Raw genomic sequence first — 25,744 nt, forward strand, 5'->3', positions numbered from 1 at the left:
CCTTACCGGAGAAGAGAAGAAACCGATATGGTTTCTACGTCTGGATTTATGATCTTATTTTCGCCAAACATTAGATATACCAATCTATTATGAATTATTTTATGATCACATTTATCCAAATTAATCTTTTAAAAATTTCGATAAATTCGATCGTTTTCAATCAAGATTTTTCCAGGCGAATTGATCGACGGCGTTGCCGTCAAATGAGATTCCATCCAAGCGACAACGATCGCGGTACCGCGCCCGGCCGCCGGCTACCCGGATACATCGCCGCGATCACGACGCGCATCGCGAGATCGAACAGCCCGGGGGGCGACCGCCGGGCACCCCGCCGCTAATCCGGTTCGCTGCGGCCCTTGAGCGCCCGCAGCAGGGCCTGCCACCACTCGCCATGGCGTTGCAGGAACACCTGATCCGGGAACGTATGGCGCGCGACGTGCGCTTGGGGCACGCTGTCCCATCCGGTATGTTCGACCGTGACCCGCGTGCGTCCCGCCTCCACCGCATCGAAACGCACTTCCACCTCGGTCCGCTGGTCCGGCGCGAAGCTCGCCTGCCGCCATGTGAAGCGCAGCAGTTCGCTCGGCACCCAGCGCAGCACCCGGCCGACTTCAAACACCTCGCCGTCCGGATAGGTTTCGGTAAAACGGCCGCCTTCGCGCGGCTCGAAGCGCAGCGCGCCCGGCGGCCGGTCCGGCGAAAACGCGAACAGCCGGTTCGGCTGCCACCACGATGCGATATCGCGGGTAAACGCGTCGAATACGATGTCGGGCGGCGCGTCGATCCGCAGCGACACCAGCACGCGCGAGCTCATCGGCGCCGCTCCACGTGCCGCTTCAACGCGGCGAGCTGGCCGGCCCACAGTTGCTCGGTCGTCTCGAGCCACACTTTCAGGTCGGCCATCGGTTTCGGCTGCAGCGTGTAGATGCGCACCCGCGCATCGAACTCGGGATGCGTCTCCTCGATCAGGCCACCGGCTTTCAGCGTGCGCAGATGCCGGCTCAACGCGGGCGGCGACAGGCCCACCGCGTCGGCCAGCTCGCCGGCGCGCAGCGGCCTTTCGCGCAGCAGTTCGACGATCCTGCGCCGGTTCGAATCGGCGAGCGCCGACAGCGTGCGGTCCAGCGCGGCCGAAGCGCGCGCCGCACGGCTCAACGCCAGCCCTCGATCTTCAGGTTGCTGGCCGCTTCCGCTTCCTCGCGCGATACGTGGCGCACGGTCTGGCCGAAAGTCCACACGTGCCGCTCGGGATCGCGCGCCCGATAGGTACGATCGCCGTAGAACTCGTCCTGCGGTTCCTGCAGGATCACCGCGCCCGCCGCACGGGCGCGCTCGCAATGCGCGTCGATCCCGTCCGTCAGTTGCACGTGCACGGTTTGCGTATTCTTGCCGCCGACCGCCTCGGGGCTCGCGATGTAGTCGGCCCACTCGGCGCCGACCATCAGGTAGCTGTCGCCGAACGTCATCTCCGCGTGCGCGAGACGCCCGTCCGAGTCGGTGATGATCATGCTGCGCTCGAATCCGAACGCGCGTTCGAGCCAGTCGAGCGCGGCGACCGGGTCGCGATAGAACACGGCGCTGGCGAGCGCCGGATGACGGAGGGAGGAACTCATCGCTCGATTCCTTTAACGTTGACGAAAATAATTCTCCCCATCGTTAAATAGTTTGTCAATCCGGACATTGAGGATCCGGCCCCGCCTGCTTGCCCCCGCGCGACGCCGACGGGGATAGCGAACCGGTCGCGAAACCGTGACCGCCGATTCCATCGCTTCGCCATCCCGGCTGTTTCCAATGTTGTTCGATCGGGAAGGCTGCGTGCGCCGATCCGGGGTTTTTCCGGCGGACACCGCTGCGTAGACTGCCGTCAACAGTTCAGACACGCCGTCACGAACTGCATCGAATCCCTCCGGAGGTCATAGTGAAACCGATCGTCGCCGCCGCTGCCGCAGCTGTCCTGCTTGCCGCACCGGCCCTCTCGTTCGCCCAGTCGTCGAACGTCCCGCTCACGCGCGCGCAGGTTGTGCAGGAGCTGATCGATCTCGAGTCGGTCGGCTACCAGCCGGCGCGCGGCAACGAGTCGAACTACCCGGACGACATCCAGGCGGCCCAGCGGCGACTCGACACCCGGCGCCTCGCGGCACGCCAGGCGACCGAGGCGGCATACGGTCCGGCGGCGGCCGGCACGTCGCAGGCGGGAGCGCCCGCGATGCGCGCGCGGTAGCGCGATGGGCGGAAGCGCGACCGGCAGCGGACGGCCGGTCGCGGGCGGGCCGGCCGCCGGCACGTGCAGGCCGGCCGTGTCCTCGTGTCCTCGTGTCCTCGCGCTCCGTCGCTATCGAGCTACCCGCGCCGAAGCAGGCGGCCGGCCCGCGATACCACGTCAATGACTGAGCGCATGCCCCGCCTGCGCAACCGCCGGGATCGCATACGGCGCATCGCCGCCGAGCGCGGCCAGCATCGCTTCGTCGCGGGCGATCAGTTGCGGCATCTGCGCGCGCAGGCACTCCACCCAGGTCCGCACTTTCGCGTCGACGAACCGGCGCGACGGATACAGCGCATAGACATTCATCTTCTGCAGCGTATGCCGCGGCAGCACCCGCGCGAGCGCGCCGCTGCGCAAGTCGTCGATCGCCGCGTAGAGCGGCAGCATGCCGATCCCGATTCCGCCGCGCATCGCGACCGCGAGCGATTCCGCGGTATTGGTCTGCACCGGTCCGCTCACCTCGATCCGCTCGACGCCGTCCGGCCCTTCGAGCAGCCACTCGTGCGTCGGAAACGCGGGGGTCTGCAAGGTCAGGCAGTCATACCGCGTCAATTCCTGCGGACGCTGCGGCGCGCCATGCTCGCGCAGGTAGTCGGGCGACGCGCACAGGATGTTGAAGGTCGCGCCGAGCAGGTGCGACACCAGCTCCGAATCCGGCAGCGACGATGCGGTCACCACCGCGACGTCATTGCTGCCGTCGAACAGGTCGGGCATCCGCTGCGACAGCGTCAGCTCGATCGACACGTCGGGGTGCCGCGCGCGATACGCGGTCAGCGCCGGCATGACATAGTGCTGGCCGACACTGGCGAAGCTGTGCATCCGGAGCACGCCGGCCGGGCGTTCGTGCGCGCAGCTCGCCTCCTCCTCCGCACGGTCCACGTCGGCGAGGATCTGCCGGCAGCGCAGCAGGTAACTTTCGCCGGCGGGCGTCAACGCGAGACGCCGGGTCGAGCGATTCATCAGGCGGGTGCGCAGCCGGGCCTCCAGTTCCGAGACCGCGCGCGACATCGCGCCCGTGGTCGAATTCAGCGATAGCGCGGCGGCGGTGAAACTGCCCGCCTCCACCACGCGCGCGAACACTCGCATGTTCTGTAGCGTATCCATTCCCGTTCGAAGCCTGCTGAGGAGGCGCCATTGTCCTCCCGCGCCGCATCCGCATTGTTGCGCCCACGGAAACTCTGGTTTCCCGGCCGCTGCGTTAATGCAGGCGCGGCCCACTCCTACAATCGGCGCTTCTCCGGTCGCACTGGCGTGGTTGCGCAGGCCGGAGGCCGTCGATCCGCGCCTGCCAGAAGCACCGTCCCCCACCATGAAGCACGAGTCTGCGTCAGAGCGAACCTTCGTCGATCCGCAACGATGGCGGAACCGGCTGCAACAGGCCCACGCGCTCGGGCGGCACTGGGCGACGAGCGACGGGCTCGTCTGGCTGCATCTGAGCAAGACGGTCGCCGCCGCGCTGCTGGCGATGGGCATCGCGATGCGGCTCGACCTGTCGCAGCCGCGCATCGCGATGACGACCGTGTTCGTGCTGATGCAGCCGATGAGCGGGATGGTGTTCGCGAAGAGCTTCTATCGCGTGGTCGGCACGGGCGTCGGGCTGGTCGCGGCCTTGCTGCTCGGCGGCCTGTTCGCGCAGCAGCCCGAGCTGTACCTGGCCGGCATCGCGCTGTGGGTCGGCGGCTGCATCGCCGCCGCCGTGCGCAACCGCCACTTCCGCTGGTACGGCTACGTGCTCGCGGGCTACACCGCCGCGCTGATCGGCATCCCGGCCGTGACGACGCCGAACGCGCTGTTCCTGTCCGCGCTCACGCGCGCGGCCGAGGTCGCGGTCGGCATCTTCTGCTCGGGCGCCGTGAGCGCGCTGATCCTGCCGCTCAGTTCGAGCAGCGCGCTGATGCGTTCGCTGAATGCGCGGCATCTCGGCTTCGTGACGTTCGCGTCGCAGACGCTGGGCGGACGGATCGAGCGCGGCGCATTCGAGCGGCGCTTCGCCGATTTCGTCGACGAGATCGTCGGCTTCGAGGCCAACCGGGCGTTCGCGTCGTTCGAGGATCCGCACATGCGCGCGCGCAGCCGGCGGCTCGCGCGGCTGAACAGCGAATTCATGCACGCGTGTACCCGGCTCCATGCGTTTCATCAGTTGCTGAAGCGCCTGCGTGCCCAGCCGTCGGAGGCCGTGACGCGCGCGCTCGCGCCGCATGTCGACGCGCTGTCCTCGGTGTTCGACGCGCTGCGCGGCGAGATCGGGCGCGGCGCGGTCAAGCCGACCGGCGCCTGGCTCGACCTGAGCCGCTTCCTGGCCGCGCTGCCGAAGCGCGCCCGCGCGTCGCGCCGCGACCTGGAGGGCGCCGGCCCGGACGGCGTGCTCGATTTCGATACGGCCGTCGAACTGCTCTATCGCTTCGTCGACGAATTTCTCGGCTATACCGAAACCTACGCATCGCTCGCGCTCGACAGCCACGTGCTCGAACGGTCCGTCACGCGCTACACGGCGAAGACCAACGCGTACTTCGTCGGCTTCACGTTCCTGCGCACCGTCGTCGCGCTCGGCGCGATGAGCGCATTCTGGATCGCGTCGGCGTGGCCGAGCGGCGGGCTCGCGGTCATCGGCACCGCGATCGCCTGCGCGCTCAGTTCGACCGCGCCGCGCGCGCCGAAATTCGTCGCGCAGATGGCCGCCGGCGCGGCGCTCGCGACGCTGACGGGCTACCTGTTCGTCTGCCACGTCTATCCGGAGATCGACGGCTTCCCGCTGCTGTGCACGGCGCTCGCCCCGGTGCTCGCGTTCGGCGCGTTCCTCGCGACCCGGCCCGGCATGTCCGGCTACGGCATCGGCTTCGCCGTGTTCTTCTGCCTGCTGGCCGGCCCGGACAACGTGATCGTCTACGCGCCGGACCTGCTGATCAACAACGGGCTCGCGCTCGTCGTATCGATGCTCGCCGCCGCGGTCGCGTTCGCGGTGATCTTCCCCACCGACATGCGCTGGCTGACCGGCAAGATCACGCGCGACCTGCGCCGCCAGGTGACGCTGGCCTGCGACGGCCCGCTGCGGGGCCTCAATCCGCGCTTCCAGTCCGGCTCGCACGACCTGATGTCGCATCTGCGCACCTTGCTCACGCAACGTTCGCGGCAGCATCGCGACGCGCTGTGCTGGCTGCTCGCGACACTCGAGGTCGGCCACGCGGTCATCGACCTGCGCGTCGAACTGCAGGCGCTCGACGCATCGAAGCCGACGCAGGCGCAGCGCTGGACGGACGCGATCGACCGCGTGCTGCGCACGCTGCCGCGCCTGTTCGAAGAGCCCGATGCCGACCGCCTCGCGCACGCGCTCGGCGCGGTCGATACCGCGATCCGCTCGGTTCAGCTCACCCGGCACGCGTGGTACGGCATCGCCGACGAACGCCACCGGATGCTGCGCATCGTCGGCTGCCTGCACTTCATCCGCAGCGCGCTGCTCGACCGCGACGCGCCGTTCAATCGCCCGGCGCGCGCGGCGCGGCGCTGACGCCGGCCGCGCCGCGATCGTTGTACGGGATGGAAAGCTGCTCCCCATGCCGGGCGCTTAATCCGCGCGGCGGGCGGTCATATCGTTTCGCCACCGCCAACCCAACGGTCATCATCCAGGAGAAAACCATGAAGCCGCTGTCCATCGCCGTCGTCGCCCTGTCGCTGTCGGTCGCCGCTACCGTCGCCTGCGCGCAACCGAGCGGCGCACCCGCCGCCGCGCAGCCGACGACGCCTTCCGCCCCCGCCGCGCCGCTCGCGCAGAGCGCCGGCAAGACACCCGTCGAGCACACGCCCGCCCGCGACGCGAACGACTGCGTGGGTCCCGTCAGCTTCTGCAACGTGTACTTCGGCAGTTGAAGCAACGCGACGCGGCTCGCGAAGTTCACGAACGGCTTTCCGATATCTGACTTTCTACTGTCAAAATCGTCTGCGACACTCCGGGCTCGCCTCACGCGCCGCGCAGCCTGACCGGGCGACGCGCCGGATCCCCGGTTCCACGCCCTCGCCTCGATGAAACGCCCAGCCGCCCATCCCGCCGTCCTCGTCCTGCTCGTTGCGCTATCCGGCTGCGGCGGCGACACCGCCACCGCTCCGCAGATCGGCACGCCCGCGACTTCGCGTCCCGACACGCCCGCCGGCAAGCCGGATCCCGCGCCCGCGCCGGCCACGTACTACCAGACCAAGACGCCTTACCGTCCGCAGCAGGACGCGTCGACCTACGAGGCACCGCCGGCCGGCTACGCGCCGCTCTACACTGAGATGGTGGCCCGCCACGGCTCGCGCGGACTGTCGGGTTTCAAATACGACGGCGCGGTCTACGACATGCTGCTGAAGGCCGACGCCGACGGCGCGCTGACTCCGCTCGGGCAGCAGCTGAAGGCCGACACGCTGACGATGATGAAGGCGAACGCGCTGCTCGGCTACGGCGTGGCCGGGATCTCGACGCCCGGCTACGGCAATCTCACGCAGACCGGCATCCGCGAGCACCAGCAGCTCGCCGCGCGGCTGCTGCAACGCCTGCCCGCGCTTTTCGACGCGAGCCGCCGCATCGTCGTCGTGAGCTCCGGCCAGGATCGCGCGGTCGACAGTTCGCGCTATTTCAGCGGCGCGCTGGCCGCCAACCGGCCGTCGCTCGCGGCGGCGATCACGCTGCCCGCCGCCCCCGCGCTCTATCCGCAAGGCGCGCCGCTCGCGCAGCCGGCCGGCACCAACCGGTTCCTGCTGTACTTCCACGCGCTCAAGCCCGCGACGGATCTCGTCGCATCGCCGGACGACCCGTATTACGCGACCTACCAGAGCAGCATCGCATACCAGGCGTATGCGAACGACGCGGCCGTGAACGCGAAGCTCGACGCGATCATGGCCGCGCCGGAAGCCGCCGACGTCGCGCGGACGGTGCTCGCCGGCCTGCTGAAACCCGAGTTCGTCGCGAAGCTCGGCACGGCCGGCTACACGTTCTCGAATACCGGCACCTATGCGTTCGCCTCCGCGGACGGCAAGTTCGTCAATACGCTGAAGGGCGACGGCAAGACCCGCATCCGGTCGGCCGTGGACGCGGTGAACGTGCTGTACAACCTGCTGCAGGCGGCGCCCGCGATGAGTGCCGAGACCGGCGGCATCGCCTTGAAAAAATACATCGCGGCCCCGCAGGCGGAATTCCTTGCGTATATGCAGGATGCGCAGGACTTCTATCAGAAGGGGCCGGGCATTCGCGAAGCGAATCCGGTCACGTACCGGATGGCGCAAGGGCTGCTCGACGACTTCTTCGGCGAGATCGATGCGATCGCGAAGGGCGACCGCACGAACGCCGCGAAACTGCGCTTCACGCACGCGGAGATCGTGATCCCGTTCGCGTCGCGGCTGAACCTGAGAAAGGTATTCGTGCCGGTGCCGCAAGCGCAAACCTATGCGTACGCGAACAACCCGTGGCGCGGCGACCAGGTCTCGCCGATGGCCGCGAACCTGCAATGGGATGTGTACGGCAACGGCTCGCGGCTCATCGTGAAGATGCTGTACAACGAGCGCGAAACGGATTTCCAGCCCGCCTGCGACGGCGCGAAGCTGTCGCCCGCCAGCCACTTCTACGACTATGCGCAGCTCAGGCGCTGCTACGGCTACCTCTGAGCCGGCACGACAGACAAAAAAAGCGCGGCCGTGAAGCCGCGCGTCCAAGGCCAAAACAACCTTGCATCGCGGCGGCCGGATCGCCGCGGACCGCGCGTGTCCGGCCGCCGTCGCCGCGCTCAGTTCGCGCGCATCACCTCCGCCGCGCGCACCTTCGGCACGATCGGCATCTGCAGCGCGCTCTGCGTCAGGTCCAGCGTCACCTGCGACGTTCCCTGGTAGCCCTGCAAGGTCAGCTTCAGCTTGCTGCCCGGCAGCACGGTGAAATCGCGCGGCATCATCTCGAGCACGAAGTCGTACGGCGTGTTGGGCGCGATGTTCTGCGCCGCGTCCAGCCCCTTGTAGAAACGCGGGTTGGCCCAGCCGTAGGTCACGTCGTGGCCGTCGACCGACAGCGTCGCCTTCACGTTCGTCACCGACGGCGCGAAGCGGCCGCGCATCGCGACCTTGATCGCGCCGGCATAGCGCGTGGCATTCGCGAGCGGCTTCGTTTCGTAGCTCACGCCCGCCGACTTGCTGAAACCGACCGACGGGGCTTGCGGGCCATCCGACGCATCCGGGGTCAGCAGGCCGCCCGTCGCGCCGTTGCCGTGCAGGTAGTACGGCGTGAGCGCGGTCTTCGGCCACGCGTCTTCCTTGATGAACAGTTCGCCGGTCGGAATGCAGTCGCGCGGATTGTGGCCGGAGTGGCAGTGCCCGACCAGCGTGTCGCCGGTATCGTTCTCGCCGGTGTCGAGCGTCGCGCCCGCCGGGATGTCGCCCGCCGGCGTCTCGCGCACATAGGTCGGCTGCCGCTCGACGCCGTTGTTCACGCCGAACAGATAGCGCGAATACCACATCAGGATCTGCTTCTGCCACTCTTTCTGCCAGGCGGGATCGTCGTGATTGCGGCTGTGCAGCCAGAGCTGCACCGGCTTGTTGCTCCGGTACAGCGCGTCGTAAAGCTGCGTCGCGTTCTTGGTCTTCACGTTGTTGTCCGCCTGGCCCTGCGCGATCAGCGTCGCCGCCTTGATCCGGTCGACCAGCGACACCGTGTTGCGGGCCTTCCAGAACGCGTTGTACGCATAGGTCGTGTCGTCGGAATCGGCCACCGCCTTGAGTCGCGCCGGTTCGCAGATCGACGCGCGGCTTGGCGCCTGCTCCTCCTGCATGTAGTCGCCGAGCGTGACGGTGTCGTCGATGTCCGCGATCACGCCGTTGTAGCGGAAGTAGTCGTAGCCGCTGCTGATCCCCTCGACCGGCACGATCGCCTCGAGGCCGGGCACGCCGGTCGCGGCGACCATCGTGGGCAGCGTGCCGCCGTACGAGATCCCTTCCATCGCGACGTGGCCCGTCGACCAGTTCGCGGCCAGCCTGCGCCCCTGCTCGTCGAAACCCGGCGCGGCCGGATCGTTGGTGAGCCAGCGCACGACGCTCGACATCGCGTCGCGCTCGACCGAGTCCATCACCGACCAGCAGCCGTCCGATTCGTTGGTGCCGATCGAATCCGCGTAGACGATCGTGAAACCCATCCGCAGATACTCGGCTTCGCCGAGGAACGGCGCGCGCGCCTGCGTCGCATAGGTCGGGTCCGCGTAGTACACCGACGGGCGCACGATCACCGGCGTCTTGAGCCCTTCGGCGACTTCCGCCGGCTGCACGACGCGCAGCGCGATACGGTCCGGCTTGCCGTCGTGATCGGTGTCGAACGGCGTCTGCACCGTTACCTTGAAGCGGGTCGGCGCGCGCATCGACAGCCACGGCAGGATCATCCCGTTGTCGACCGTCGGTCCGTCGTGCCCGGGATACAGCGTGTCGAGCTTCGGATACGGCAGGCCGGTGGGCGACGACGCGAACTGCGCGCCGACTTCCGCCACCGGCGTCGGCGGCTTGAACGGCGCGGGTTCGGGCGCGACGGTGACGGTGGACGGTTGCGACGCCTGATTCGCGGCGGGCGGCGTGCCGCCGTCGTCGCCGCCGCAGGCGGCCAGCGCGGCAGCGGCGGCCAGCCCGGCCGTCCAAAGCTGGAATTTCAACTGCATGAGCATCCCCTTCATGAATCCACAGGTTGGTATTCGCGTCGCGACGACCCGCGTCGGCAGGCGCCTGACGCGCTTCGCGAGCGCAGGCCGCGCCGCGTATCGGGAGGCGATGCGCGGCGCGATGCGCGGCGTCAAAGGGGGCGGTCCGCGCGTCGGCGGCGCGATGCCGCGCGACGCGCGTCGATCGAGCGGACGCGACGAACCCGCGCACGGGTCGTCGCAACCCGTGCGTCGGCGGTTCCTGTCGAGGCCGGCGACTGCGCGCGCAACGGCGCGCGCTCCGCCCGATGCGCTACGGCCCGATCCGCACGATGCCGCGCGGATCGGCACGCGGCGCGTCAGCGGTTCTGCATCGCGCTTTGCGATTGCATATAGCGCTGCACGTCGTCGAACGACACCCGGCCGGCGCGATTCGCGTCGATCTGCCGGAAATTGTTCGCGACGTAGCCGAGCCCGGCCGCGCGGGCCTGCTCCTGCGTCAGCGTGCCGTTGCGTTGCGCGGCGGCGTCGTTGAACTGGCTTTGCAGCTTCCTCGCCACCTGCGCGCGCAGCGCGGCGCCGCTGGTGTCGGTGCCGGCGGTTGCCTTACGTGCCGCCGGCGGCACGTAAGGATCGCCGAGCTGCGCTTCGCGCGCGCGGCCGGCCGCCGCGTCGTCCGTCTGCGCCAGCGCCGGCTGCAGCGCCGCAACGCCCGCCGTCAGCGCGACGGCCCATGCAAGCATCGATGAAATCTTCATGTTTCTGCTCCTGTGCGAATTCGGGCGGCGCTCAGCGGGCGGCCGGCGTGCGGTTGTAGAAGGTCACGAGATCGGCTTTTTCCTGGGGGCGCGACGTATCGTCGAGGTACACCATGTGGCCGCCCTGGTAGTTGCGGATCGTCAGGTTCGGCTGCGCGCCGAGCCGGCCGAGATCCAGCTCGGTCTGGTAGAACGGCGTCGCGAGATCGTGGTAGCCGTTGAGCGACAGGATCTTCAGCGACGGATTGAGCGTCAGCGCCGCCGCCAGATCCGGCACCGTGTCGGGCATCGCGAGGCCGTCATGGCGCCAGTTCCACGTGCCGATCGTTTCGTTGTTGCTCATCCCGTAGGTGGTCTTCACCGTGTACTTGAGCACGTTCGGCAGATAGGTGGCGATCGTGTCGGTGAACGGCTTCGTGATGTAGGTGCTCGACGGATCGCCGCCGTTCAGCGGGCTGTTGACCGGCACGTTGACGCGCGCGTCGTAGCGGCCGATCGCGGTGCCCGACAGCAGCTTCGCGCGATAGGTGCCCGGATCGAGGTTCACGTAGCGCTGCCACACCGACGTGCTCGCGCCGGTCGCGTTCGACAGCGCGGCGATCAGGTCCGGCGACGGCTGCGCGCCGGTGCGCAGGTAAGCCTGCACGGCCGGTTCGAAACGGTCGGCGGTCAGCGTGCGCATCTGAGTCGCGTATTGCGCGAGGTCGATCGGATTCGGCTTGTCGAGGCGGTAGTAGCCGCCGACCAGCCCGTAGCTCGGCACGAAGCCGCCGCAGCTTTCGCCGTCCGACATGTCGCAGTTGCTGTTGTAGTTCAGGATCGACGACTGCAGCACCACGCCGGCGAGCTTCACGCCCGCCACTTCGAGCAGGTTCGCGAGCACGTCGGTGCGCGGCGTGCCGTACGACTCGCCGAACAGGTATTTCGGCGACGCGCCGCGCTGGTTCGCCGCGACGTAGCGGATCACGAAATCGCGGAACGCCTGCCCGTCCTTGTCGACGCCCCAGAACGTCTTGTTGGTGTTCGGCGCGATCGCCTGCGAATAGCCGGTGCCGATCGCATCGACGAACACGAGGTCCGACGTGTCGAGCAGCGTCTCCTGGTTGTCGACGAGCGGGAACGGAGTGGGCGTGTTCGCGTTCGGCATGCCGGTCACGAGCCGCTTCGGGCCGAACGAGCCGAGATGCAGCCAGACCGTCGGCGAACCCGGGCCGCCGTTGTAGAAGAACGTCACGGGGCGGGTGTTCGCCGGCTGGCCGTCGACGGTGTACGCGACATAGAAGAACGACGCTTCGGGCTTGCCGGTGCCGGGATCGCTCGCGGTCAGGTGGCCGGCCGTCGCCGTGTAGTTGACGGTCTTGCCGTTCAGCACGATCTGGTGATGCGTGACGGCCGCCTTCTCGACCGCCGCGGCGGCGGACAACGATGCGCTGCCGCGGAACGAGTAAGTGTTGGGATCCTGATATGGCGCGTCCGCCGCCGCGCCGGCCGCCTGGCCCGCCGCGCCGGCATTCGACGCGCTCGCGCTGCTCGATACGCTCGGCCCCATGCCGATGCTCGAATCATCGCCGCCGCACGCCGCCACCAACAGCGCCGCACACACGACGGCCCACCCTGCCCGTGTCCGAATCAATTTCATGTCGCCCGCCTGATTATTAATGGTGAATGAATAATTATTACCAAAAATTACCAGATCACTTTACTCGATGAAAGACACGTAATCCAGTATTCAAAAACCGGTTTTCATAAATATTTTCATTTGTTTACGATAGCAAAACTAATGCATCGAACGTTATCCCGGATCGATATAAATTCATCCAATTAAGCAGACGATACCCGGCCTCCGCGGAACCGCGGATCAGGTCGGGTACGGCCGGACGACTCGCCGGCAGGTTTTTCCGGACGCGGGCTCGACGACCGCCCTCTCCCCATATCCCTTTACCAACAAGGGTTTTGAGGCGATCGGTTCGGCCCGGCGCCCGCGCACCGCGCTCGCCCGATTCAAATCGCCGATTCGAGCCGGGCGAGTTGAATTTCACGCGACTCAAACCGGCGACGGGATAAATTCGCCAAACCGATACATCTATTTCATTGCTCTCGGTTCGATTGAAAATCGGTAAATTTAATAAGTACAGGGATGCGGATTCAGAAATTATTTCCTGTCGACTATCGTCATTGCGCCATCCCGTCATATGGATCGATCGCGGGATTTTCACGCATTTCCATCGGACGGCGAGTCAAGCGCGCAAGCAGCCGACACGAATCTTCCGGCCGGGACGCGCGCCGCTCGACGAACCCATGCAACCGGCGCGGCCGCCACGCCGCGCCCGCCTTCACGCGAAGATCGATCGCGCCGCCGCTAGCGCGCGGGCGTATCGGCAAACGACGGCATCGTCGACGCATCGGTGCCCCAGGTGCTCGACGCCGGGTCGCCCGTCATCTCGAAGCCGAGCGTGCCGCCCGCGCTGATCGTCGAGAACGGCAGCCACGCGGACAGGTATGCCGCGTCGCCCACTCGCAGCGACTTCACGTAGAACGACGCGCTGTCGGCGGACCCCGTGCCCGGCGCGGTGATGTGCAGCAGCCGGTAGCTGCCGTCGGCCTGCCCCACCCGCACGTCGATCTTCTCGAACTGCGGACTCGATACCGCGAGGCCGCCCACGCCGGGCACGACCGGGTAGAGACCGAGCGCGCTCCACACGTACCACGCGGACACCGCGCCCAGGTCGTCGTTGCCGGGCAAGCCGCCCGGCCCCGCGTCGAACGCGGTGCCCAGCGTGGTATGCAGCGCCTTTTGCGTGTGGCTCGGCGCGCCGGCCCACGCATAGGCCCACGGGATCGCGAAGGTCACTTCGTTGCCCGCGTAGAAATACGGCTTCTCGGTGCCGATGTTGACGTTCGTGAAGAACGTATCGAGCCGCGCGACGATCGACGCATTCGAGCCGATCTTCGCGTACAGCCCGCCGAGGTTCTGCAACACGTACCACGTGTATTGCTCCGCGTTGCCCTCCATGAAACCCGGGCCGCTCGTGTACCACGCGCCGGCCGCCGTCTTCGGCTGGATCGAGCCGTCGTGGAACAGGTTCTTCCAGTTGCCGCTCGACGCGAGCCGCGCGGAGGCGGTCTGCGTATCGCCGAGCGCGGCCGCGAAGCGCGACACCGCGAAGTCGCGCAGCGCGTATTCGAGCGTGTTCGATGCACTCTGATTGTCGTCCGACGTGCCGGACGACGGCACGTAGCCGAGCGCGTCGAAATCGGCGCGGCTGCCCATGGTCGGCGACCCCGCGCAATTCGCACCCGGCTTCGTGCTGCGCTTCATGATCGACAGCGCGGTGGCCGTATCGAAGTTGCGCACGCCGAACGCGTACGCGTTCGCGACGATCAGCGATCCGGCGTCGCCCGGCATCACGCCGGTCTCGGTGTTGAAGTAGGCCCAGCGCGGCAGCGCGCCGCAGGTCGCGCCGTCTTTCACGAGCGACTGCACCATGTCGCCGGCGCGGACCGGGTCGAGCAGCGCCTGCAGCTGCATGAACGAGCGGTCGATATCCCAGCCGGAGAAATTCGCGTACATCGTGCGGCCCGTATCCACGGTGCGGGTCGGCGGCGTCTGGCTCGACGTGAAGAAATCCGGATACTGGCCGTTGACGTCGTTGAACACGTTCGGATGCAGCGACGCGTGATAGAGCGCGGTGTAGAACTTGGTCTTGTCCGCCTCGCTGCCGCCCGTCACCTGAATGCTGTTCAAGCGCGCGTCCCACGCGGCGGACGCGGCCTGACGCGTGCCGTCGAAGTCCCAGTGGGATGCGCCGTTCGCGGCGGCGTCGGGATTTTCCGCATCGAGGTTCGCCTTCGCGTTGGCCTCGCTGACGAACGAGATGCCGAGTTTCATCAGCACGGCCGGATTCGCCGCGTCCGCCGCGAACGTCGCCGCGACCGGCTGATTGTTCTTCAGCTTGAGCGGCGCGGCGAACGGCTTGCTGAACACCGCGTAGTAGTAGACCGGTACCGCCTGCCCCGCCCAGCAGAAGCCGCCGCCCGCGATCCGGCCGGACAGCGCGCGGTCGCCCACCTGCCGGATCGTGTCGGCCGTCGTGCCTTGCGCGCGGTTGTTGAGGACGGTCGGATCGAGCGCGATCGTCGCCTGCTGGCCGGCCGCGAGCGCCGGGTAGGTGAAGCGCGCGAAGCCGGTGCGCGCGGTCGCCGTGAATTCCGCCTTGATGCCGTTTTGCAGCGTGACGCCGTAGTAGCCCGCCTGCGCCGTTTCCTGGCTATGGCTGAAGCCGGTCTGGCTGCTCGCGCCGGTGCTCAGTTTCGGCATCACGTTCAGGTAGCCGCCGTTCGCCCAGCAGCCGGTTCCGCTCAAATGCAGGACGCTGAACCCCTTGATCGCCTTGTCGCCGTACCAGTAGCCGCCGGAAAATCCGGAGCCGTCGCCGACCGAGCCGTCGTATTGCGCCGTGGGCGTCATCGGGCTCCACTGCATCATGCCGAACGGCAGCGTCGGGCCCGGAAACGTGCCGCCGCCCAGGCCCGAGCCGACCGGATCGGCGGGCGCGAGCGTCGCGTAGTCGGTGCCGATCAGCGGGTTCACGTAGCGCGCGACGGACACGTCGGCATTCTTTTCGGGGCGTGCGGGGGCCGATGCCGCGGTGTCGGGCGCGGCGGTCGGCTGCGCATTGCCGGTCGATGTCGAGACGCTACTCGACGTGCCGCCGTTCGCGCCGCCTGCCGTCGCGGTCGTTGTCGAATTGCCGGTCGGCGTCGACACGCTACTCGACGTACTGCCGCTCGCGCCGCCTGCCGTCGCGGACGGCACGACGGTCGTCGACAGCGAATCGCCGCCGCACGATGCCAGCCCCACGCAAAGCGCCGCCAGGGCGCTCGTCAGCGTCATTCCTCTTCGTATCATCGTCCCCTCCCTCCTGTGCCTGTCTCGCCGGTCATGCCGGTACGCTCGACGGCTCGCCCGCCTGCGCTGCGCGTCGCCGGCCGAGCCGGCAACGCTCGACACGGCGATTCGCGCAGGCGGCCGTCCGTTTATGAAAACCAGATAAACAATTGATTTACCACTGTTTTTTTCAATATACGACGACGTCGGCAATGCTGTCATCCGATTCCGTGAAAATAATCGGCGCCGACACATGTTTAGCTGGTTTAGTTAAAACCGAAATTTTATAAGTAGAGCGATACATTTAATCCGACGGATATCGCCGATTTTCATTGACGGGTCATATCGCGGGCGTACAAAGGTGCCATCGAATCCTTGACAGGCTTGGCTCTACGCAATGAAACCGGTACCCACGCCAGTCGGCGCATACAAAAATATACAAACCCCTCACTCGATAATTGCCGCGCGATTCAATCGATTATTTTCCGCGCATTGCCAATGTCGTTCCAAGGCTCATTTCCGTCGTCATCGGAAAAATCCGTGAAATCGGCGGGTCTACGATGCATTTCACCGATGCAGCCAATCGGCATCGGGTCGCGGCGCCATGCGCCATTCGTCGTCCATCGCGTCTTTCCTGTCCAAGCACCACCCTGATCCGGCTCGCCGGGTCGCGCCACGCGGTCCGGCCACCGCCGTCCACGGCCGTGCGGCCATCCCCAGTCCGGAACAACGACAACCAGGAGTGAATTCAGATGACCCGTCTCGACAGACGCAGCTTCCTGACTCGCGCGGGCCAGGCGGCCGGCGCGGCCACGCTGGCCGGTGCGCTGCCCGCGAGCATCCGCCGCGCGCTCGCGATCGAACCCGCTCGCGTGACCGGCACGCTGCAGGACGTCCAGCACATCGTCGTGCTGATGCAGGAAAACCGCTCGTTCGATCATTACTTCGGCACCTTTCCCGGCGTGCGCGGCTTCAACGATCCGCGCGCGGTGAAGCGCCCCGACGGTCAACCGATCTGGTATCAGAACTACAAGGGCAGGGATTACGTACCCTGGCACCTGGACACCTCGAAGACCTGGGCGCAGTGGATGACGTCCGAATATCACGACTGGGATCCGTTCCACTCGCTGTGGAACGAAGGCCGCAACGACCGCTGGATGGCGGTCCAGTGGCCGGAAGCGATGGGTTATTTCAAGCGCACCGATCTGCCCTACTACTATCCGCTCGCGCAGGCCTTCACGATCTGCGACGCGTATCACCAGTCGATGATGGGGCCGACCAACCCGAACCGCTTGTATCTGATGACGGGCACCGCGTCGCCGAAGGCCGACGGCAGCGAGGTGGCCACCAGCAATTTCATGGGCGACAAGAAGGCGTCGGTGTCGTGGACGACCTTTCCCGAGCGGCTGCAACAGGCGGGCATCGACTGGCGGATTTATCAGGAAGGCGGTGTCGGGTCGTACAACGACGTGTGGAATTTCCTGTCGAGCCGCTACCGGATCGACAACACCAACAATTTCGATTGCAACGCGCTCGCGTGGTTCTCGCAGTTCAAGGCCGCCTCCACCCGTTCGCCGCTGTATCAGCGCGGCATGACGGCACGGGGCATCTCGTCGCTGCGCGACGACGTGCTCGCCGACCGCCTGCCGCAGGTGTCGTGGATCGTTCCGCCGTTCTCGTCGTCCGAGCATCCGTGGTGGGGGCCGTCGTTCGGCGAGGAGTTCGTGTCGCGGATCCTCGACGCGCTGACGTCGAACCCGTCCGTCTGGGCAAAGACCGTCTTCATCCTCTGCTACGACGAAGGCGACGGCTTCTACGATCACGTCACGGCGCCGGTGCCGCCCTGGAAGCCCGGCAAGGGACTGTCGACGGTCAGCCCCAATGGCGAGATCGAGAAAAATTCCGGCCTGCCGATCGGACTCGGCACGCGGGTGCCGCTGATCGCCGTGTCGCCGTGGTCGGCCGGCGGCTGGACCTGCTCCGAGGTCTTCGATCACACGTCGGTGATCCGCTTCATCGAGAAGCGTTTCGTCGATCAATACCCCGGCGTGTACGAAACCAACATCACGCCGTGGCGGCGCGCGGTATGCGGCGATCTGACGTCCGCATTCGACTTCGCGGGCACCGCCGATCGCGACGTGCCGGCCGGGCTGCTGAACCTGACCGCGACCAAGGCCCAGCTCGACAACGCGTACTGGGTTCAGTACTACCTGTCGAAGCCCGGCTATCCGTCCGATTACCCGGCGCAGAACGCGCCGCTGCCCGTGCAGGAACCCGGTCAGCGCAAGCTGCGGCCGGTGCCGTACGAGTTGTTCGCCGAGGCGGCGATCGACGCGCGCGCCGGCACCTTCAGCCTCACGTTCTCGAACAGCGGCAAGGCGGTACCCGGCAACGACGCAGGCGCCTCGGCCGCCGTGTTCCATGTCGACAACGCGCTGGGCACGGACGGCCCGCGTTTCTACACGATCCAGAGCGGCCGTGTGCTGAGCGATCAATGGTCGCCCGCTCGCGACACCCAGGGGCGCTACGATTTCACCGTGTCCGGTCCGAACGGCTTTCAGCGCGGCTTCCAGGGCGCGGTCGCGGGCGGCGGCGCGGCGCTCGAAGTCACGGCGGGCTATCGCGCGGACGGCAATCTCGTCGTGCGCGTGCGCAACGCCGGCGCGGCGACGCGCAACGTGACGGTCTCGGACCGCGGCTACGGCGCCGCCGCCCGCTCGGGCAGCATCGCGGCGGGCGCGAGCGTCGAGCAGCTGTGGGATCTGTCGGGCAGCGGCGGCTGGTACGACTTCGGCGTGACGACCGACGCCGAAACCGGCTATCTGCGCACGCTGGCGGGACACGTCGAGACCGGCCGCGCCAGCGTCACCGATCCGCTGTTCAGCCGCATCCAGTGAAGGAGTCCGTCATGAACAGGCAACAGATGCTGTGGGGCGCGTCGGCCGCCGCGCTCGCGGTCGTCGCGATCTCGGCCGTGCTGCTCGCCGCTCGACCCGCGCCGGGGGGCGCGGCCCCGCCGGCCGGCAACACCGCGCTCGACCCGGCCCCATCCCCATCCCGACAGGAGTCCTCGATGCTCAATGCCCCCACCACGCCGCCGGCGGATTTCCGCGCGCAGCTCGAAGCCTTCGCGGCGCAGCGCGATACGATGAGCGCCGCCGCGCGGCAGGACGGTGCGCGGCACCTGATCGATCAGTTGCGGCGCGACGCGCAGGCGGGCAGGATCGACCCGCACGGCGCGGCCGGTCTCGCGGATCTGCTGTGGTCCGACGCGGAACCCGATCCGGCGCAACGCGCCGCCCGCAGCGACGCGCTGCGCGAGCAGCTGCGCGATCTCGCGATGCCGGCGCGCGCGGCATCGCCCGCCCGCGAACGGCAGGATCAGGAGTACGCGGCGCAAAGCCGCCGGATCATCGCCGAGGTCACGGCGGCGATCCCCGATCGCGAGCAGCAGCGTCCGGTGCTCGAACTGCGCCTCGGAGCGCTGCGCAAGCGCATCTACGGAGACGATGCGACGAGTAACGGGCACTGACACGCGCGGCGCGCGGCGGCTGCTGCTGCGCGCCGGTTTCCCGCCCGAAAGGCCGTGGCCGGGCACGCTCCGCCGCCTGCGCGCCCCTCGCCGGACGATGCGGCGGCCTTACCCCCGCCACCCCACTTCCCGCATCGCCGCGACCAGCCGCGCGCCGCCGATCGCCTCGGCCCGCGCGCCGCGCGCCTCCAGATCGGTTGCCGCGACCAGCACGTTGACGATCGCCTCCTCGACCGCTTCCGCGGCCGCGACGAACAGCGCGGAGATGTGGTCGTTGTTGACCATCTGCACGGCGGTGGTCGGGGTACCGGGCCGGCCGTAGTCCGCGGCGGGCAGCCCGCGATTGCCTGTGGCGAACGCAAGGAAGATGTCGCCGCTCGAATCCTCCGTGCCGCCGCCGACGCGCGACAGCCCGACGCTCGCGCGCTGGGCGAGCCGCCGGCATTGATGCGGCAGCAGCGGCGCGTCCGTCGCGAGCGTGACGACGATCGATCCCATCCCCGGCTCGCCGACGGCCTCCGGCTCGCGAAACGGCGAAGGCAGGTCGGCCAGCGCCTCGCCGACCGGATAACCGGCCACCCGCAGCGCTTCGCGGCGGCCGTAGTTGGCCTGCACCAGCGCACCGACGGTCCAGCCGCCTTCCCGCTCGGCCAGCACGCGCGACGCCGAGCCGATGCCGCCCTTGAACTCGTGGCAGATCATCCCCGCGCCGCCGCCGACGCAGCCTTCGTCCACCGGCCCCGAGCGCGCGGCCGACAGCGCGCTGCGCACGTGGCCGGCCGTCACGTGCTGCCCCCAGATGTCGTTCAGCATGCCGTCGAACGTCTCCATCACGACCGGCATGCACCAGTAGAGCCGGCCGCGCGCGCGGTCGCGCTCGGCCGCCACCAGCGCATCGCGCACCACGCCGACGCTGTGCGTGTTCGTATAGGCGATGGGCGTGGTCAGCAGCCCCGCTTCGCGAATCCATTCGAGCCCGGTCGCGTCGCCGTTGCCGTTCAGCACGTGCACGCCGGCGAAGCACGGCTCGTCGTGCGCCGCCCCCGCGCGCGGCTCGATCACCGTCACGCCGGTGTGCACCGACGCGTCGCCCGCGTCGAGATCCAGCGTGTGATGGCCGACCCGCACGCCGGCGACGTCGGTGATGGCGTTGAAGCGGCCCGGCGTGCCCCGGCCGATGCGGATACCCAGATCCCGTGTACGCATGCTTGATTCCTCGTCGTTCAAAGTTCTCGAAACGTGTTGCTATGGCGCGCCCAGCCCGCATACATGAACAGCGCGAACACCAGCAGGCCGGCGATGATGTAGAGATCGGTCGGCTTCGCGGCCGCGGCGATCGTCGTGTAGAGCGTGTAGCCCGCGCCCGCGATCGCGACGAGCGGCGGCAGCGGCCACAGCGGCATCCGGTAGTGATGTTCGACGTCGCGCCGTACCAGGCGGCTCGCGAGCGCCGCGAGTCCCACCGCGAGATAGATCAGCAGCAGCAGGTCGACGGTGAACGCGGTCAGCTCGTCGAGGCTCGACACGAAAATCAGGAAGGTGGACGGAATCGCGAGCGTGAGCGTCGCGAGCCACGGCGACGCGAAGCGCGGATGGATGCGCGTGAACGCATGATTGCACGGGCGTGCCCACAGCGCATGGCGGCCGCTGCTGTACAGCAGCCGCCCGACCATGATGACGATCGCGATGATCGCGTTGAACACCGACAGGAAGATGCCGCCGCTCACGACCCGCGACACGGTCGGGTTGCTGAGTTCGCGCACCACGTAGCCGATCGGGTCCGCGCTCTTGCTCAGCTCGATGAACGACGGCGCGCCGAGCACGATCGCGGTCAGCGGAATCAGCTCGACGAGCAGGATCACGAGGAGCGAATAGATCACGGCCTTCGCGACGTTGCGGTTGCCGCCGTCGAGATCCTCGGCGAGGTATGCCGCCGACCCGAAGCCGTTGTAGCAGAAGATCGCGGTGCCGACGGCCGGCATGATCGCGGCGGCCGTCGCGGGTATCAGCAGCGCGCCGTTCGCGACCACCGGGTGCAGCAGCGCGTCGAACCCGCGATGCGGCGACGCGAAGCCGAGGCAGGCGATCAGCGCGAGCACGACGATCTCGATCACGAGGAACGCGCCGGTGATCCACGCATTGGTCTTGATGTTCAGGATGCCGAGCGCGTAGCTGAGCAGCACGATCGCGAGCGCGACCGACTGGTTGCTGAACTGCGTGCCGAGCGCGTTGTTCAGGTACGGCGCCGCGCCCGCCGCCAGCACCGCCGGAATGAACACGCTGACCGACAGCACCGCGACGAAGGTCAGGTAGCCCGGCAGCCGGCCGAACACGCGCTTCGCCATCACGTACTCGCCGCCCGCGCTTCGATGCGCGGCGCTCAGCTCCGCGTAGCAGAGCGCGAACGCGAACGCGAGCAGCCCGCCCATCACGAACGACAGCACCGCGCCGCTGCCCGCCTGCTGGATCGCGAACGGCGCGATCACGAAGATCGAGCTGGCCGGCGTCACCCCCGACACGGTGATCATCACCACGTCGCGCACGCTCAGCGACCGGCTTAGCGCGCTGGGCGCGCCCGGTTCGGCGGGCGCGGTCTGCACCGCGCCGGAAGACTCCGACATCATCGCCATCTTGTTCTCCTTTGCTGCGGGATTTTTGAAAGCCCATACTCGGACCACCAACTGCGCGCAGTCTAGGAAGCCAATTTGCGCGCCGCTATTCCCCCTTGGGGTTACGCCAATCCGGGACACGCATGCAGCACCTGTTCAGAGAAGTGGCGATGCACCAGGCGCTCGGCCGGGCGATCGACCAGCTCGGTCAGCCTCGCTTCTGGCGACACCTGGTTCTGCTGCTCAACGAAATGATTCCGTTCGACAACGCGCTCGCGACCGCGATCGGCCGCGACGGCGTGCCCGTCGTGCTCGACGAGTACGACCTGGGCGGCACCGATGCGCCGTCGCCCGTGCCGCTGTATCTGAACGGCCTGTACCTGCTCGATCCGTTCCTGCAGGCGGCGCACGACGGCATCGCGGACGGCTGCTACCGGCTCGAGGAAGTCGCGCCCGACCTGTTCCGGCAGAGCGAGTATTTCCTCAGTTACTTCCGCGACGCGGTCGGCGAGGACGAATTGCAGATCATCGTGCGCACGCAGCCGGACGCGTTGCTGTCGCTGTCGCTCGGCGCGCGCGAGCGCTTCGATGTCGACGCGCTGGGCCGGCTCGCCACCTGCGCGCCGTGGCTGCTCGCGACGATCCGCCAGCACTGGAAGCATCAAGGCGACGCCGCGCGCGCCGGCGGCGAGAGCGACGTCGCGCTGCGGGTCGAACGCGCGCTCGCGAGCTTCGGCGCCGAGCTGCTGTCGGAACGCGAAATGGCGATCGCGCGGCTCGTGCTGCGCGGCAATTCGTCGAAGGCGATCGCCGACCGGCTGGCGATCTCGCCGGAAACCGTCAAGGTCCATCGGCGGCATCTGTATTCGAAGCTCGGCATTTCGTCGCAGCCGGAACTCTTCTCGCTGTTCCTGCAGGCGCTCGGACAGGACGTCCGATGAGCGGGGCGCCTCGCGCGCCGCGCTGTCCCCCTTTCCTCCGACGAAGAAACCGCCTATGGTTGAACGGTTGCACGGCGCGCCGCGCGGATTGATGCGGCGCAATAGCCCGCTGCGCGTCCGCCAGCGGGCCGCAGCGCCGGCTGGTTCCGGACGCCGCTGCGGCCGCACGAAAAAAAGTGCGCCCCACGGGGAATAAACGGGATGCACGGTCGTCTTCCTGACGACGCTGCCCGCCCCGCCTTCCCCGCGTCGGCGTCATCCCATTCACCCGGAAGTCTGGAGACAACACCATGAAGATTGCTTACGCCGCAGCCGCCGTCCTGTTCGGACTCGCGTCGCTCGCCGCCCACGCCGACGACATGCCCGCGATGTCGAGCGGCGGCGCGCTCGTCGCGGCCAACGGCATGACGCTCTACACGTTCGACAAGGATCCGGCGAATGCCGGCAAGAGCGCCTGCAACGGCCCGTGCGAAACCTACTGGCCGCCTTACAAGGCCAGCGCGACCGATCACCCGATGGGCGACTACACGATCATCAAGCGCGATGACGGCTCGCAGCAATGGGCGTACAAGGGCAAGCCGCTGTACTTCTTCCAGAAGGACATGGCGAAGGGCGACGCGAAGGGCGACGGCTTCAAGGACGTGTGGCACGCCGTCAAGGAGTGAGCGGTACGGTGGCTACCTGCTCGCCGCCGGTCCGGGCGGCGAGCGGCTGACTTCGGCGCCGGTCTCTCGGCCCGGGGGCTCGCGGTTTGGAAGCCGGCCCATGCTCGTCATGGCCCGCTTCGTAGCATCGAGGCCCGTTCACGCGTGTGGAACCGCTTGCGCGGTCCCGCCCGGCTTGCGGTACAGCGATCCGGCCATGCCCGCGGATCGACGCGCGCGGCCCAGGTGCCGGCCCCGCGCCCCGGACGCGACCTTTCCCGTGCCCGCCCGGGGGTGCTTCGCGGATTGCCGCGGATGTCGCTCCCCGGCCTGGGCCTGCCCGCCATGAAGGTCCGCAACCGGGCAATCCGATTGAATACGAAGCCGATATTCGAAGAAAAAGCCGTTCATGGATGTCGATCCAACCCGACTTCGAACGTCGAGCCAGTGTGCGCGGAATGGTGTATCCGGCACGCGATGAGACATCCGACCCAGGAGAACCCGCATGCCCCCTCCACTGCTCCCCGTCATCACCGCCTTTGAACAATCGCCCGATCGCGGCAAGGGGCTCGCGCGTGACATGCGGGTTCGCTGGGCGCTTGAAGAAACAGGCCAACCCTACGAGGTGCGTCTCCTTTCCTTCAGCGCAATGAAGGCGCCCGCGCATCGGGCGCTTCATCCCTTCGGGCAGCTTCCGACCTATGAGGAAGGCGCGCTCGCGCTATTCGAGTCGGGAGCGATCGTGCTCCATATCGCGGAGCGCCATGCGGGCCTGCTGCCTGACGATGCGAATGCCAGGGCGCGCGCGATCACCTGGATGTTTGCCGCGGTCAATACGGTCGAGGCGCCGATCCTCGATCTCCAGGTCACTAAGTTCCTGGAGCGCGACAAGCCCTGGTACGAAGAGCGCCTGCCGCTCGTCGAGAGCCGCATCCGCGTCCGTCTGGGCGAGTTGTCCGATCGCCTCGGCGACGCCGATTGGCTGGATGGCGCGTTCAGCGCGGGCGACCTGATGATGATCGCGGTGTTGCTCAGATTGAAAGTATCGGGGCTGCTGGACGACTATCCGAACCTCTCCGCCTATGTCGCCCGCGGCGAAGCGCGGCCCGCGTACAAGCGGGCTTTCGACGCGCAGCTGGCGGTTTTCACCGCGCGGCAGTCGGCCGGTTGATGAGGGTTGCGGGTCAGGTTGGCACGCGACTTCGTTGTCGGATCTCGCCGAGCGCTGCGCGCGCTGCATGCCCGCTATGTCGGGCGCCGCGTTTCGGCTGCGCATCGATCGCAAGCGGCCCACGAACCATGCCTCTCGGCGTGCGTTCGCGGACCGCGCGCGTTCAACGTTGAGTAACCGGCTGCATCGGCAGGCCGGCGCTGCGAGGTTGGTCACGTCGATCGATCTCTGCGCGCCATTTGTCGACGGACGTTCCGCCCGGAACAGAATGGGTGTCAAATGCGCTCGACCATGCGGGAACCGTTGCACTTGATCTACCGTCGACTTTCGATGCCGATTTTATGTTGGCATTCTGTGCCGCCACGGCGGACTCCAGGTCAAAGTCCTTCGTGGCGCACTTCGTGCCGTTCATGCATCCGTCGGTCACGCTGGGGGGTTCGCTAAATGCCGAAGTCGCGAACAGACAGATGCCCATACTTAGCAGAACGCGCTGTACAGCCTCCTTCATTTCCCACCTCCATCTCGTTACATTCAGCCTGACCGGCAGACCCGCCTCGCGCGCGCGAGGCGCAACGCCCCATCAGGCAAGCTCATTCGCTTTCAGGATTGTAATGCACCCCGAGGCGCTCGACCTGACGTCGGAAAAAAGCGATGGCCTGATGCAGGCATGGCTCGGCGTCAAGGCGTGGCCCGATGCGTTTCCCGCGCTCACGGACATGAAGCGGCAGGGCCTTCGTCTCGCCATTCTCGCCAATCCGACAATGAGGATGCTGGACGCGTGGATCGCGAATTCGCGGCTCGAAGGACGCTTCGAGCCGCATCCGAGCACGGATCGCGTGCGTGCATTCAAGCCCGACCCACGCGCGTACCGGATGGGCGTGGATGGGTTCGGGATCGATCGCCGCCGCATTCTGTTCGCGGCGTTCGGCGGCTGGGATGTGGCCGGGGCAAAGAGATTCGGCTATCCGGTTTTCTGGGTCAATCGAGCGGGCACGCCGGCAGAGGAGTGGGGCGTTTCGGCAGACGGCGCCGGCGATAACCTGATCGATCTCGCCGGGTTTGCCGCTCGATGGAACGGCGGGCCCATGCGTTGAAACGGGCCGAGATCCGCGTGTCCGTGTCCGGCAACGCAACGGAAGGAGGCTCGCGGCCTGGGCCGCACCGGGAGCGAGCGTTCGCGTGCAACGGCGGAGCCGCGGCCGCTGCCGACGGCACGCCGACTGTCCGCCCCGCCTTCCCCGCCCCCAAAACAAAAACCCGTCTCGCGACGGGTTTCCAAAGCGCCACCGCCGAACCCGGCGGATTCG

21 protein-coding genes are annotated in these 25,744 nt (G+C 67.5%); 10 read left to right on the forward strand and 11 right to left on the reverse strand.

The features are described 5' to 3' along the window. Window positions 1-334: 334 nt before the first annotated feature. Genes RZR99_RS26940 through RZR99_RS26950 form a run of 3 tightly spaced genes read right to left on the reverse strand, consistent with a single transcriptional unit; the run spans window position 335 to window position 1,613 of the window. Window positions 335-814: an SRPBCC domain-containing protein gene (locus RZR99_RS26940; RefSeq protein ID WP_323122832.1), complete on the reverse strand. Its 480-nt coding sequence runs from the start codon at window positions 812-814 to the stop codon at window positions 335-337. Further along, complete coding sequence (locus RZR99_RS26945) at window positions 811-1,155, reverse strand: ArsR/SmtB family transcription factor (RefSeq protein WP_323122833.1); 345 nt, start codon at window positions 1,153-1,155, stop codon at window positions 811-813. The genes RZR99_RS26940 and RZR99_RS26945 overlap by 4 nt, the downstream gene beginning before the upstream one ends. Further along, complete coding sequence (locus tag RZR99_RS26950; RefSeq protein WP_323122834.1) at window positions 1,152-1,613, reverse strand: VOC family protein; 462 nt, start codon at window positions 1,611-1,613, stop codon at window positions 1,152-1,154. The genes RZR99_RS26945 and RZR99_RS26950 overlap by 4 nt, the downstream gene beginning before the upstream one ends. A 305-nt stretch (window positions 1,614-1,918) precedes the next feature. Here RZR99_RS26950 and RZR99_RS26955 point away from each other — a divergent pair, with 305 nt between their 5' ends. Next, window positions 1,919-2,221 carry a DUF4148 domain-containing protein gene (locus tag RZR99_RS26955; RefSeq protein WP_323122835.1) on the forward strand — a complete coding sequence of 101 codons (303 nt, stop codon included), beginning with the start codon at window positions 1,919-1,921 and terminating at the stop codon, window positions 2,219-2,221. Window positions 2,222-2,380: 159 nt separating this feature from the next. Here the strand turns inward: RZR99_RS26955 and RZR99_RS26960 are convergent, their stop codons facing one another. Continuing rightward, entirely contained in the window at window positions 2,381-3,367 is a 987-nt protein-coding gene (locus tag RZR99_RS26960) for a LysR family transcriptional regulator (RefSeq protein ID WP_323122836.1), read from the reverse strand. 205 nt (window positions 3,368-3,572) lie between these two features. On the opposite strand from RZR99_RS26960, the gene RZR99_RS26965 reads away from it, so the two are divergent. From RZR99_RS26965 to RZR99_RS26975, 3 genes are all read left to right on the forward strand, one after another. Beyond that, window positions 3,573-5,768: an FUSC family protein gene (locus tag RZR99_RS26965; protein WP_323122837.1), complete on the forward strand. Its 2,196-nt coding sequence runs from the start codon at window positions 3,573-3,575 to the stop codon at window positions 5,766-5,768. 128 nt (window positions 5,769-5,896) lie between these two features. Beyond that, window positions 5,897-6,127, forward strand: a complete 231-nt coding sequence (locus RZR99_RS26970; protein ID WP_323122838.1) for a hypothetical protein — start codon at window positions 5,897-5,899, stop codon at window positions 6,125-6,127. Window positions 6,128-6,280: 153 nt separating this feature from the next. Then, the gene (locus RZR99_RS26975) at window positions 6,281-7,894 is read left to right on the forward strand and encodes a histidine-type phosphatase (RefSeq protein ID WP_323122839.1); all 1,614 of its coding nucleotides are present in this window, start codon (window positions 6,281-6,283) and stop codon (window positions 7,892-7,894) included. 119 nt (window positions 7,895-8,013) lie between these two features. On the opposite strand, the gene RZR99_RS26980 is transcribed toward RZR99_RS26975, so the two are convergent. The 4 genes from RZR99_RS26980 to RZR99_RS26995 form a co-directional block, all read right to left on the reverse strand. Further along, a complete protein-coding gene (locus tag RZR99_RS26980; RefSeq protein WP_323122840.1) occupies window positions 8,014-9,915 on the reverse strand; it encodes a Xaa-Pro dipeptidyl-peptidase in 1,902 nt (633 codons plus the stop codon). Between the two features lie 338 nt (window positions 9,916-10,253). Next, window positions 10,254-10,652 (reverse strand): EF-hand domain-containing protein, encoded by a 399-nt coding sequence (locus tag RZR99_RS26985; protein WP_323122841.1) that lies wholly within the window; start codon window positions 10,650-10,652, stop codon window positions 10,254-10,256. A 31-nt stretch (window positions 10,653-10,683) separates the two neighbouring features. Then, a complete protein-coding gene (locus RZR99_RS26990; protein WP_323122842.1) occupies window positions 10,684-12,291 on the reverse strand; it encodes a S10 family peptidase in 1,608 nt (535 codons plus the stop codon). 720 nt (window positions 12,292-13,011) lie between these two features. Further along, window positions 13,012-15,561 (reverse strand): GH92 family glycosyl hydrolase, encoded by a 2,550-nt coding sequence (locus tag RZR99_RS26995; protein ID WP_323122843.1) that lies wholly within the window; start codon window positions 15,559-15,561, stop codon window positions 13,012-13,014. A 731-nt stretch (window positions 15,562-16,292) separates the two neighbouring features. On the opposite strand from RZR99_RS26995, the gene RZR99_RS27000 reads away from it, so the two are divergent. Both RZR99_RS27000 and plcR read left to right on the forward strand, forming a co-directional pair. After that, window positions 16,293-18,437, forward strand: a complete 2,145-nt coding sequence (locus RZR99_RS27000) for a phosphocholine-specific phospholipase C (protein WP_323122844.1) — start codon at window positions 16,293-16,295, stop codon at window positions 18,435-18,437. Between the two features lie 11 nt (window positions 18,438-18,448). Continuing rightward, window positions 18,449-19,072: a phospholipase C accessory protein PlcR gene (gene plcR / locus RZR99_RS27005; RefSeq protein WP_323122845.1), complete on the forward strand. Its 624-nt coding sequence runs from the start codon at window positions 18,449-18,451 to the stop codon at window positions 19,070-19,072. 108 nt (window positions 19,073-19,180) lie between these two features. Here the strand turns inward: plcR and RZR99_RS27010 are convergent, their stop codons facing one another. Both RZR99_RS27010 and RZR99_RS27015 read right to left on the reverse strand, forming a co-directional pair. Then, window positions 19,181-20,278 carry a DmpA family aminopeptidase gene (locus RZR99_RS27010; RefSeq protein ID WP_323122846.1) on the reverse strand — a complete coding sequence of 366 codons (1,098 nt, stop codon included), beginning with the start codon at window positions 20,276-20,278 and terminating at the stop codon, window positions 19,181-19,183. 17 nt (window positions 20,279-20,295) lie between these two features. After that, entirely contained in the window at window positions 20,296-21,702 is a 1,407-nt protein-coding gene (locus RZR99_RS27015; RefSeq protein ID WP_323122847.1) for an APC family permease, read from the reverse strand. Between the two features lie 122 nt (window positions 21,703-21,824). Here RZR99_RS27015 and RZR99_RS27020 point away from each other — a divergent pair, with 122 nt between their 5' ends. The 3 genes from RZR99_RS27020 to RZR99_RS27030 all read left to right on the forward strand — a co-directional run bounded on the left by RZR99_RS27020 (window position 21,825) and on the right by RZR99_RS27030 (window position 24,437). Next, window positions 21,825-22,622 (forward strand): helix-turn-helix transcriptional regulator, encoded by a 798-nt coding sequence (locus tag RZR99_RS27020; protein WP_323122848.1) that lies wholly within the window; start codon window positions 21,825-21,827, stop codon window positions 22,620-22,622. A gap of 290 nt (window positions 22,623-22,912) precedes the next feature. Then, complete coding sequence (locus RZR99_RS27025) at window positions 22,913-23,287, forward strand: COG4315 family predicted lipoprotein (RefSeq protein WP_323122849.1); 375 nt, start codon at window positions 22,913-22,915, stop codon at window positions 23,285-23,287. Window positions 23,288-23,771: 484 nt separating this feature from the next. Then, on the forward strand, window positions 23,772-24,437 hold the full coding sequence (locus RZR99_RS27030) for a glutathione S-transferase family protein (RefSeq protein ID WP_323122850.1): 666 nt from the start codon (window positions 23,772-23,774) through the stop codon (window positions 24,435-24,437). 163 nt (window positions 24,438-24,600) lie between these two features. Here RZR99_RS27030 and RZR99_RS27035 read toward each other — a convergent pair whose 3' ends face one another. After that, entirely contained in the window at window positions 24,601-24,945 is a 345-nt protein-coding gene (locus tag RZR99_RS27035; RefSeq protein WP_323122866.1) for a hypothetical protein, read from the reverse strand. On the opposite strand from RZR99_RS27035, the gene RZR99_RS27040 reads away from it, so the two are divergent. Continuing rightward, window positions 24,905-25,531 carry an HAD-IA family hydrolase gene (locus RZR99_RS27040; RefSeq protein ID WP_323122863.1) on the forward strand — a complete coding sequence of 209 codons (627 nt, stop codon included), beginning with the start codon at window positions 24,905-24,907 and terminating at the stop codon, window positions 25,529-25,531. The genes RZR99_RS27035 and RZR99_RS27040 overlap by 41 nt on opposite strands. Window positions 25,532-25,744: the final 213 nt, after the last annotated feature.

This window comes from Burkholderia alba (assembly GCF_034721475.1).
GTDB lineage: Bacteria > Pseudomonadota > Gammaproteobacteria > Burkholderiales > Burkholderiaceae > Burkholderia > Burkholderia alba.

Bases quoted from the DNA above. Each gene is read 5' to 3' on its own strand.
- RZR99_RS27040 (WP_323122863.1), top strand. From the start codon at position 24,905: ATGCCCATACTTAGCAGAACGCGCTGTACAGCCTCCTTCATTTCCCAC.
- RZR99_RS27035 (WP_323122866.1), bottom strand. From the start codon at position 24,945: ATGAAGGAGGCTGTACAGCGCGTTCTGCTAAGTATGGGCATCTGTCTG.
- RZR99_RS26970 (WP_323122838.1), top strand. From the start codon at position 5,897: ATGAAGCCGCTGTCCATCGCCGTCGTCGCCCTGTCGCTGTCGGTCGCC.
- RZR99_RS26950 (WP_323122834.1), bottom strand. From the start codon at position 1,613: ATGAGTTCCTCCCTCCGTCATCCGGCGCTCGCCAGCGCCGTGTTCTAT.
- RZR99_RS27020 (WP_323122848.1), top strand. From the start codon at position 21,825: ATGCAGCACCTGTTCAGAGAAGTGGCGATGCACCAGGCGCTCGGCCGG.
- RZR99_RS27015 (WP_323122847.1), bottom strand. From the start codon at position 21,702: ATGGCGATGATGTCGGAGTCTTCCGGCGCGGTGCAGACCGCGCCCGCC.
- RZR99_RS26975 (WP_323122839.1), top strand. From the start codon at position 6,281: ATGAAACGCCCAGCCGCCCATCCCGCCGTCCTCGTCCTGCTCGTTGCG.
- RZR99_RS26995 (WP_323122843.1), bottom strand. From the start codon at position 15,561: ATGATACGAAGAGGAATGACGCTGACGAGCGCCCTGGCGGCGCTTTGC.
- RZR99_RS26960 (WP_323122836.1), bottom strand. From the start codon at position 3,367: ATGGATACGCTACAGAACATGCGAGTGTTCGCGCGCGTGGTGGAGGCG.
- RZR99_RS26980 (WP_323122840.1), bottom strand. From the start codon at position 9,915: ATGCAGTTGAAATTCCAGCTTTGGACGGCCGGGCTGGCCGCCGCTGCC.
- RZR99_RS26965 (WP_323122837.1), top strand. From the start codon at position 3,573: ATGAAGCACGAGTCTGCGTCAGAGCGAACCTTCGTCGATCCGCAACGA.
- RZR99_RS27025 (WP_323122849.1), top strand. From the start codon at position 22,913: ATGAAGATTGCTTACGCCGCAGCCGCCGTCCTGTTCGGACTCGCGTCG.
- plcR (WP_323122845.1), top strand. From the start codon at position 18,449: ATGAACAGGCAACAGATGCTGTGGGGCGCGTCGGCCGCCGCGCTCGCG.
- RZR99_RS26940 (WP_323122832.1), bottom strand. From the start codon at position 814: ATGAGCTCGCGCGTGCTGGTGTCGCTGCGGATCGACGCGCCGCCCGAC.
- RZR99_RS27030 (WP_323122850.1), top strand. From the start codon at position 23,772: ATGCCCCCTCCACTGCTCCCCGTCATCACCGCCTTTGAACAATCGCCC.
- RZR99_RS26985 (WP_323122841.1), bottom strand. From the start codon at position 10,652: ATGAAGATTTCATCGATGCTTGCATGGGCCGTCGCGCTGACGGCGGGC.
- RZR99_RS26990 (WP_323122842.1), bottom strand. From the start codon at position 12,291: ATGAAATTGATTCGGACACGGGCAGGGTGGGCCGTCGTGTGTGCGGCG.
- RZR99_RS27000 (WP_323122844.1), top strand. From the start codon at position 16,293: ATGACCCGTCTCGACAGACGCAGCTTCCTGACTCGCGCGGGCCAGGCG.
- RZR99_RS27010 (WP_323122846.1), bottom strand. From the start codon at position 20,278: ATGCGTACACGGGATCTGGGTATCCGCATCGGCCGGGGCACGCCGGGC.